Source organism: Xanthobacter sp. BG11Y11_SDJG (assembly GCF_057364445.1).
Window position 1 is genome coordinate 1 of record NZ_JBNFNU010000163.1, and the last position, 8,873, is coordinate 8,873.

At 68.5% G+C, this 8,873-nt stretch carries 7 protein-coding genes and 1 pseudogene; 3 read left to right on the forward strand and 5 right to left on the reverse strand.

The genetic code is table 11. The features are described from left to right. Positions 1–1,020 (forward strand): peroxidase family protein (locus tag AC2W7M_RS14085; protein ID WP_486132891.1); only part of this gene is annotated, 1,020 nt, incomplete at its 5' end. A 445-nt stretch (positions 1,021–1,465) separates the two neighbouring features. Here AC2W7M_RS14085 and AC2W7M_RS14090 read toward each other — a convergent pair. Next, positions 1,466–2,860 carry a PP2C family protein-serine/threonine phosphatase gene (locus AC2W7M_RS14090; protein ID WP_486132892.1) on the reverse strand — a complete coding sequence of 465 codons (1,395 nt, stop codon included), beginning with the start codon at positions 2,858–2,860 and terminating at the stop codon, positions 1,466–1,468. A 50-nt stretch (positions 2,861–2,910) separates the two neighbouring features. After that, complete coding sequence (locus tag AC2W7M_RS14095; RefSeq protein ID WP_486132893.1) at positions 2,911–3,339, reverse strand: two pore domain potassium channel family protein; 429 nt, start codon at positions 3,337–3,339, stop codon at positions 2,911–2,913. Positions 3,340–3,607: 268 nt separating this feature from the next. Here AC2W7M_RS14095 and typA point away from each other — a divergent pair, with 268 nt between their 5' ends. Continuing rightward, positions 3,608–5,437, forward strand: a complete 1,830-nt coding sequence (gene typA / locus AC2W7M_RS14100) for a translational GTPase TypA (protein ID WP_486132894.1) — start codon at positions 3,608–3,610, stop codon at positions 5,435–5,437. Between the two features lie 192 nt (positions 5,438–5,629). Here typA and AC2W7M_RS14105 read toward each other — a convergent pair whose 3' ends face one another. Both AC2W7M_RS14105 and AC2W7M_RS14110 read right to left on the reverse strand, forming a co-directional pair. Further along, positions 5,630–6,379, reverse strand: coding sequence for a transaldolase family protein (locus tag AC2W7M_RS14105; RefSeq protein ID WP_486132895.1), 750 nt, complete (start codon positions 6,377–6,379; stop codon positions 5,630–5,632). Positions 6,380–6,474: 95 nt separating this feature from the next. Next, positions 6,475–6,606: a hypothetical protein gene (locus AC2W7M_RS14110; protein WP_486132896.1), complete on the reverse strand. Its 132-nt coding sequence runs from the start codon at positions 6,604–6,606 to the stop codon at positions 6,475–6,477. A gap of 22 nt (positions 6,607–6,628) precedes the next feature. On the opposite strand from AC2W7M_RS14110, the gene AC2W7M_RS14115 reads away from it, so the two are divergent. Beyond that, the gene (locus AC2W7M_RS14115) at positions 6,629–6,955 is read left to right on the forward strand and encodes a hypothetical protein (protein WP_486132897.1); all 327 of its coding nucleotides are present in this window, start codon (positions 6,629–6,631) and stop codon (positions 6,953–6,955) included. 119 nt (positions 6,956–7,074) lie between these two features. Here the strand turns inward: AC2W7M_RS14115 and AC2W7M_RS14120 are convergent. Next, positions 7,075–8,525 (reverse strand): annotated as a pseudogene (locus tag AC2W7M_RS14120) (MFS transporter). Between the last annotated feature and the right edge of the window lie 348 nt (positions 8,526–8,873).

Consider the following 8,873-nt stretch of genomic DNA (forward strand, 5'->3'; position numbering starts at 1 on the left):
CGGCCGCCGCGCAAGGGCGCCGCCAACGATCTGCCGCGCCATCCGCGCAGCCTCGATCCCGGCCGCGACCGGATCGCCCGCGCCGGAGATCCGCGCAGCGACGCCATGCTGGTGCTCAGCCAGCTCCATGTGGCGTTCCTGAAGGCGCACAATCGCCTGGTGCGCGACGGGCTCGGCTTCCAGGAGGCGCGCCTCGCCTTGCGCGAGCGCTACCGCTGGATGGTGATGAACGACCTCTTGCCGCGTTTGTGCGATCCGCAGGCCATCGAGGAGGTTCGTGCCCGCCCGGCCGCAGGCGTTCGGGCGCGGGGATCGATGCCTGCGGAGTTCGCCGCGGCCGCCTTCGTGCTGGCGCCCGCCATGGCGCGGCCGAGCTACGATTACAATGCGACCTACCGCAACGTGGAGCGCGGCGCGCTGGCGACGCGCCTGGTGCTCGGCGCCGCCGGGCGCGGCTCCGACGCCTTGCCGGAGCACTGGATCATCGCCTGGGAAGGCTTCCTGCCGCTGGAGGGCCTGGCGCCGCAGCGCGCCCGTGCCCTCGACACCCGCATCGCCGGTGCGGAGACCACGGCGAGCACGTTGGCGCGGCGGCATCTGCTGGAGGGCTACCGGCTCGGTCTGCCCACCGGCCAGGCGGTGGCGACCCATCTGGGCCTCAAGCCGCTCGCCGGGGAACGGCTGCTCGCCGCCTTGCCCGAGCGCCAGCGTGGCGCCGCCGCCCCGTTCGCGCAGGCGACCCCGCTGTGGTTCTACGTGCTGGCGGAAGCCGGCGATCCCGAGGGGCCGGCCGGCGCGCGGCTCGGCCCGGTGGGCAGCCGCATCGTCGCCGCGACGCTGGCATGGCCTGCTGGGCGCGGAGCCGCAGGCCGCCGGCGCGCCCGGCCGGCCGTTCGATCATTTCACCCTGAGCGACCTGATCCTGCTGGCCGAGGAGGAGGACCTGTTCGCCGGTTGATCAGAGCGTTGCATGGGAGATTTTTCATCTTGCCTGCCAATCGGCATAAATCATTGCCATAATGTCACAATTTATAGGCATACTTTATAAAATCTCTGATGGAGGCGTAAATGTCTAAAATATATCAGTTAATCTTAATTTCCGTTCTTCTGTCTGTCCCATATGCTCCGAGTTATGCTGATGGCGTTTTAGATTTCTTGATGGCCAATCAGCCTAAAGCCTGCACAGAAAATCGAATACATGGATCGTTTCGAAGGTCATGCACCGATTGTCGGGTGGTCCCCAGAGACTGTCTGGACTGTCTAGCGCTCGAATGTGTATGCAATATATCTCGGAATCGAGCCAAAGGTACCCGAATTTATCTTATCGATTGCCCTTCGTGCCAGTTCTGGAACAACAAGGGAAGCCTCAATTGCGGTGATGGTTGAAGCTCTCCGTCTGCCTAGTGCGTTGGACGGCAGCAGGTCGGGCGCGCTTGCAGTCCTCGGCGCGCCCCTCTCTTTCAAATCAGCCGGCCTGACTCGTCCCTGGTCCTCCCCCGGCAAAGGTCAAAGCGAGGATGGTGATGTCGTCGAACTGCGCCGCGCCCTGCGCGAACCCCTCCACGGCGTCGAGGATGTGATCGACGAAGGCGGTGCCGGCCTTCAGCCGCGCCGCCTCGGCGACGGCGCTCAGCCGGTCCTCGCCGAAGGTGTTGTCGGCGGGATCGGCCGCATCCGGCAGGCCGTCCGTGAACAGGAACAGGCGGTCGCCCGCCGCGAGCTGGATGCGCTGGGCGGCGAACCGCGCGCGCTCGAGAATGCCCACCGCCATGCCCACCGGCGGCAGGATGTCGGTGGTCCCGTCCCGACGCAGCAGCATCACGTCCAGATGTCCGCAATTGCAGTAGTCGAGCGTGCCGTCGTCCAGGTTCAGCACGGCGCTGAACAGCGTCACGAACATGCTCTCGCTGTTGGTGGCGCAGAGCAGTTCGTTGACGATGCCGATGGCGGCGGCAAGGTCGCTCTCCCGCCGCAGCACGTAGCGCAGCGCGGTCTGGGTCGCGCTCATGAACAGCGCCGCCGGCACGCCCTTTCCGGACACGTCGCCGACGCTCATGACGAGGCGGCCGTCCGGCAAGAGGAACATGTCGTAGAAGTCGCCGCCCACCTCCTTGGCGGGGCGCATGCAGGCCTGGATCTCGCCCTTGTGGCCGAGGTCGGCGGGGGTGAGCGGCTCGGGCAGCATGGCGCGTTGGATCGCGGTGGCGCTCTCCATCTCCCGGCGGTGCGCCTGGCGCACCATGATCTCCTCGGCGAGACGGCGGAACGAGGCGGCGAAATTGGCAAGCTCCGGCAGCGGGTTGCGCAGGTCGTCCAGCAGCCGCATGTCGAAGTCGTGGCGCTCCAGCGCATTGAGCGCCGTCGAATAGAAGCCCACCGCCCGGTTGAAGGTTTCGAGCCGCCCGCCGATCTGCTTCAGCGCCGCCTCCAGGAACGGCGGATGGGCGCGGCCGGCTTCTTTCAAAGCATAGGCGCAGATGCGCACCGCGCGGATCGCGCTCACCGCCTGGACATGGGCGGTGCGCGGCACGCCGGTGAATGCGGCGACCTCGCCCACCACCGCCGGGCCGGCAACGTTGGCGAGGTGGACGTCGCCATAGGGCGTATCGATGAAGACGTGGGCCGTGCCTTCCACCAGCAGCAGCGCGAAATCGCTGGTCTCGCCCCGGCGGATCAGGAACTCTCCCGCCGCGAAGGTGGCGAGCGCGCCGCCCGCCACCAGATCGGCGAGCGCATCGAGAGGCAGCGTGCCCAGGATCGGGTGGCCGGCGACGAGGGCGGCGACGCGGCGCGCGTCCGCCGGCGGAAGGCGCGGCGGCACGCTGTCCTCGGGCGGTGGAAGGTCCGATGCGTGCGTCATGGCATCGTGCTTACCGTGCCTTCGCGCCGCGGGCAAACCTCTCGCGCGCCTCAGCGCAGGCGCAGCGTCGCCATGGTGCGCAAGAGCACCGCGAACAGCACTGCGGTGGACCAGCCGAATATCAGCATGCCGTTGGCCGCCGACATGGGGCCGAGCAGGCGCCAGTTGGCATCGGGCTCGATGGCGGCGCCGAGCGTCGTGAAGTTGGCAAAGGCGAGATAGTAGGCGTCCGCGCGCTGGGTCTCGCTCACCGCTGCATAGGCAACGGCCCACATGCCGGCCTCGATGAAATGGGTGGCGGTGAGCAGCGCCCCGCTGGTCGTCATGATCAGGATCAGCGTCGGAACCGGATGGCGCCGCGACAGATGCCGGCTCGTCCTTCGGGTGAGGCGGATCACGACCACCGTGGCGAAGGCCTGGACCACCACGCACAGCAGGCTCACAAACGTGCCGAAGATGAACTGGCCGTGAAGATACATGCGTCTCGCCGCGTCACAGGATGGGCCTGGGGAACTCTGGCGCACTCATGGCCCGCCGCGCGCTCCGGCGCAACGGGTTGGGCGGCATCGGTAGCGGATGGCGGCGTTTTTTACGCCGCGGGACGCGGCCGCCGCGCAGCGCGAGCCAGTCTCGGGCCGCCGTGCCGACATTGATATCCGGGCGTATCTGTGTATTTTGCGCCGCAACACTTCCCCCATCGAAGCGGGCCCGAGCACGTCGGACCCGCGTTTTTGTGCTGGACGGCCCATGAAGCTGCGCAACATCGCCATCATCGCCCACGTCGACCACGGCAAGACCACGCTCGTGGACGAACTGCTGAAGCAGTCGGGCTCCTACCGCGAGAACCAGCGGGTGGCCGAGCGCGTGATGGATTCCAACGACCTGGAAAAGGAGCGCGGCATCACCATCCTCGCCAAGGCCACCTCGGTGGTCTGGAAGGACACGCGCATCAACATCGTCGACACCCCCGGCCACGCCGACTTCGGCGGCGAGGTGGAGCGCATCCTGAACATGGTGGACGGCGCCATCGTGCTGGTGGATGCCGCCGAGGGGCCGATGCCGCAGACCAAGTTCGTGGTCGGCAAGGCGCTGAAGGTGGGCCTCAAGCCCATCGTTGCCATCAATAAGGTGGACCGCTCCGACGCCCGCATCACCGAGGTGGTGAACGAGGTGTTCGACCTGTTCGCGGCGCTCGACGCCACCGACGAGCAGCTCGACTTCCCCATCCTCTACGGCTCCGGCCGCAACGGCTGGATGGCGGAGAGCCCGGAAGGTCCTTCGGACCAGGGCATGGCGCCGCTGTTCGACCTGGTGCTGAAGCACGTGCCGGAGCCCACGGTCGGCGAGGGCTCGTTCCGGATGATCGGCACGCTTCTGGAAGCCAATCCCTTCCTCGGCCGCATGATCACCGGGCGCATCAGCTCCGGCGCCATCAAGCCGAACCAGCCCATCAAGGTGCTGGCGCAGGACGGCTCGCTGGTGGAGCAGGGCCGCGTCTCCAAGATCCTCGCCTTCCGCGGCATCGAGCGCCAGCCGATCGATGAGGGCGTCGCCGGCGACATCGTCGCCATCGCCGGCCTCTCGAAGGGCACCGTGGCCGACACCTTCTGCGCGCTCGACGTGACCGAGCCCATGGCGGCCCAGCCCATCGATCCGCCCACCGTGACCATGACCTTCATCGTCAACGATTCCCCGCTGGCCGGCACCGAGGGCGACAAGGTGACGAGCCGCGTCATCCGCGACCGCCTGCTGCGCGAGGCGGAAGGCAATGTGGCGCTGAAGATCGAGGAATCCACCGAGAAGGATTCGTTCTTCGTCTCGGGCCGCGGCGAACTGCAGCTCGCGGTGCTGATCGAGACCATGCGCCGCGAGGGCTTCGAGCTGGCCGTGTCGCGTCCGCGCGTGGTGTTCCAGAAGGACGAGGCCGCCGGCACCGTTCTGGAGCCGATCGAGGAAGTCCTCATCGACGTGGACGAGGAATATTCCGGCACCGTGGTTCAGAAGATGAGCGAGCGCCGCGCCGAGATGGTGGAGATGCGCCCCTCCGGCGGCAACCGCCAGCGCCTCGTCTTCTACGCCCCGACGCGCGGCCTCATCGGCTACCAGTCCGAGCTTCTCACCGACACCCGCGGCACCGCCATCATGAACCGGCTGTTCCACGAATACGCCCCCTACAAGGGCGAGATCGCCGGCCGCGTCAACGGCGTGCTGATCGCCAACGAGCCGGGCGAGGCGGTGGCCTATGCGCTGTGGAACCTCGAGGACCGCGGCCCGATGATCATCGAGCCGGGCTGGAAGGTGTATCAGGGCATGCTGGTGGGCATCCACAACCGGGACAACGACCTGGAAGTGAACGTGCTGAAGGGCAAGAAGCTCACCAACATCCGCACCACCTCCAAGGACGAGGCGGTGCGCCTCACCCCGCCGATCCGCATGACGCTGGAGCGCGCGCTGGCCTGGATCCAGGACGACGAGCTGGTGGAGGTGACGCCCAAGTCCATCCGCCTGCGCAAGCGCTTCCTCGATCCCAACGAGCGCAAGCGCAACGAGCGCAAGAGCGTCAGCGAGATGGCCTGAGGGGGCAGGGGAGGGGCCGGCGCGTTCGCCGGCCCTGCGCCAATCCTCCGCGGTCTTGCGGGCCGGCCTTATGCGGGGCCGGTCTTGCCAGTGCCAACATTGCCGCGCGGCCCGGACCTCGCGGCACCCCCGTGTCCACCCGCGCACCTTGGGCGCTGGCGGCGGCCGGCGGAAGGCCGCGAACGGCGCTCCTCACTCCGCCGCGGCGCGGCCCGACAGGTCGAGCGTGATGCCGGCGGCGAGCGCGTCGGAGCGGAACGCCTTCACTGCGTCGAGCGCCAGCTCCTCGGCGGTCTTGGTGCCGAGCGCCGGAAGCTTCTTCAGCACGTCGGCCGGGGCGGTGATGATGTGGCAGCCCATGCGGTCGGCCTCGATCACGTTCCACACCTCGCGGGTGGAAGCCCAGATCACCTCCACGTTCGGCGTCGCGCGGGCGAGCGCCACCGCCTTGGTCACCGCCGGCTCGTAGGGGATGCCGAGGTCGGCGAGGCGGCCGGCGAACACGGAGATGATGGAGGGCGCGCCGCCGGCGAGCGCGGCGACGCCGGCCTCCACCTGCGGCTCGGAGAAGATGGCGGTGAGGTTCACCTTCACCCCGTCCTGCACCAGGTCGCGCACGAGGTCGTACAAGGTCTCGCCGCGCGTGGTGCACACCGGCAGCTTGACGTGGACGTTCTCGCCCCAGGTGGCGATCAGGCGCGCCTGCTGGCGCATCTCCGGGATGTCGTCGGAGATCACCTCGAACGAGATGTGCCGGTCCGGGACCGCGGCGACCAGGTCGCGGGCATAGGCGGCATAGTCGGTGACGCCGGCCTTGCGCAGCAGCGAGGGATTGGTGGTGAAGCCGGCGATGAAGGACTGCCTGGCCATCTCGACGATCTGCGCCTTGTCGGCGCCGTCGGTGAACAGCTTGATCTTGAGATCCTTCAGCGTCACGGACATGGGGTGCTCCATCAGGGGGCCACGGGATCGGAAGTCCGGCGGCGGATGCCGGCGTTGCCCCCATACCACACCTTCGGGAGGACGCGCGGCCAGCGTCACCCTTTTAAGGCTTCATTGACCATGATGCCAGCAAGTGGACGCCCGCAACCTTCGGGAAAGGCGCGCGCGCCATGCTGGCGCCGGGTTTGGGAATTCTTGCGCGAGGGCGGGATGGTCTCGGCGGACATGGTGGAACGCGTGGCGCGTGCCATGCACGCGTTTTCCCAGCAGCGCTACCCGCTGCTGGAGCCCTGGGAGCAGCTCGCTCCGGAGCGGCGCGCCTATCAGCGCCAGCTGGCCGCCCATGCGCTGCAGGCGCTGACGCCGCACGACATCGTCGTCATCACCACGCGCAACGCACCCGAGATCGCCGCTTTGCCCATGGAGCCCAATCCCTGGGCTCTGGCGGAGCTTCAGGAAGCCGCCATCTCCGACAACGGCACCGCTTCCGACGCGCGGCGCCGCTACCGTTCGCTGCTCGCCACCGCCTGCCTGCCGCTGGCCATGCGCCACGCCGACGAGGGCGCCACGCCCTGAGGGGTCGCACGCGCCGGCCCTGTTCCGGTGGCAAGTCCGGCGCTGCAAATCCGGCGCTGCAAATCCGGCGCTGCAAATCCGGCGCTGCAATTCCGGCGGCCAAGCGCGATCGCACGGACTTAAGGGGCGTTCGGCACCTCGGCGCGCGGGTCCGGCAGGTCCGGCTTCTTGGCCGAGAGTGAGGCGCCGGCATCCCTCGGCAGCACGATGAAGAACAGGATGCTGACCGCGCTCACCGCCGCGACCACCAGGAAGGCCATGGTGAAGTCGTCGAGGCTGACCGCCTTCTCCCCGCGCGTGCCGCGCATCAGCTCCAGCACGAAGCCGGCGAGCGCCACGCCCATGGAGAGCGAGACCTGCTGCGCGACACTGGCGAACGAGGTGGCGCGGCTCATCTCCTCCGGCTCCACGTCCGCATAGGTGAGGGCGTTGAGCGCGGTGAATTCCAGCGAGCGCAGAAAGCCGCCCAGCAGCAGCACGCTCATGATGACCCAGTGCGGCGTGCCGGGCGTGAACAGCGCATTGACGGCGATGAAGCCGGCGCACAGCAGCGAATTGACCACCAGCACCCGCTTGAAGCCGAGCCGCCGCAGGATCGGCGCGGCGGTGAACTTCATCACCATGGCGCCCGCCGAGGCGGTGAAGGTGAGCAGGCCCGAGGCGAACGCCGAGAGCCCGAAGGCGAGCTGGAACATCAGCGGCAGCAGGAACGGCATGGCGCCGATGCGACCCGGAAGAAGCTCGCCCCCACCACGCCGGCGCGGAAGGTGGGATAGCGCAGGAGCTTGAGGTCGATCACCGCGTGCGGCGTCACCCGGGCGTGGAACCAGTAGAGGACGAGGCTCGCGAAGCCGACGCCCGAGACCAGGCCGGCGACCCAGGTCGGCACCAGATGCTGGCCCATGACGGCGAAGCCGAACACGAGGCCGGCAAGCCCGACGCCCGACAGCACGAGGCCCTTCAGGTCCAGCGGCGGGACGTCCTCCTCGCGCACGTTCTCGATGAAGCGGGTGGCGAGGAACACCCCGAGCACGCCGATCGGCACGTTGATGAAGAAGATCAGCCGCCAGTCGAAATAGGTGGTGATGAAGCCGCCGAGCGGCGGCCCGAACACCGGCCCGAGCAGCGCCGGGATGGTGAGCCAGGCGAGCGAGGAGACAAGCTCGCTCTTGGGCACCGCGCGCAGGATCACCAGCCGGCCCACCGGCACCATCATCGCCCCGCCGAGCCCCTGGATGATGCGGTAGAGCACGAAGTCGAGGAGCGAGGAGGAGAGCCCGCACAGGATCGAGCCCAGCGTGAAAATCACGATGGCGGAGCGGAACACGGTGCGGGCGCCGTAGCGGTCCGCCGCCCAGCCGCTGGCCGGGATGAACACCGCGAGCGACAGCAGATAGGAGGTGAGCGCCAGCTTCAGCGCCACCGGGTCCTCGTTGAGGTCGGCGGCGATGGCGGGCAGCGAGGTGGCGATCACCGTCGCGTCCACCTGCTCCATGAACAGGGCGCAGGCGACGATGAGCGGGATCAGCAGATGCGGCGGCAGGGACAGGCGGGGGAGGAGGCGGGCCATGGTGGCTCCCATCGGGCCGGCCATCCTTAAGCCATTGCCAGCGCGCATTGAAGAGGGCGCCGCCGCCATCGCGCCGAGGTGAAGGCCGCCACGCTCACGCTGGCCCTTTCCACGCCGTCGCCCTTCGCCCCGCCGTCGCCCCCCGCCCGGCCGTCGCCCTCCGACTTGATCGGAGGACCCATTTCGCGGCGGGGAGGGCGCGTGGATGCTCCGGTCAAGCCGGAGCATGACGGCGGTTTGTGTCTCAGCGCCCCGTGGCTTCTTTCATCGCCGTCCCCCCTTTTCACCGCCGTCATCCCCCCGGCTTGTCCGGGGGGATCCGGCGCAGTGGCCGGGCCGGCGGTTCAT

Bases quoted from the DNA above. Each gene is read 5' to 3' on its own strand.
- AC2W7M_RS14115 (WP_486132897.1), top strand. From the start codon at position 6,629: ATGCACGCGTTTTCCCAGCAGCGCTACCCGCTGCTGGAGCCCTGGGAG.
- AC2W7M_RS14090 (WP_486132892.1), bottom strand. From the start codon at position 2,860: ATGACGCACGCATCGGACCTTCCACCGCCCGAGGACAGCGTGCCGCCG.
- AC2W7M_RS14110 (WP_486132896.1), bottom strand. From the start codon at position 6,606: ATGTCCGCCGAGACCATCCCGCCCTCGCGCAAGAATTCCCAAACCCGG.
- AC2W7M_RS14095 (WP_486132893.1), bottom strand. From the start codon at position 3,339: ATGTATCTTCACGGCCAGTTCATCTTCGGCACGTTTGTGAGCCTGCTG.
- typA (WP_486132894.1), top strand. From the start codon at position 3,608: ATGAAGCTGCGCAACATCGCCATCATCGCCCACGTCGACCACGGCAAG.
- AC2W7M_RS14105 (WP_486132895.1), bottom strand. From the start codon at position 6,379: ATGTCCGTGACGCTGAAGGATCTCAAGATCAAGCTGTTCACCGACGGC.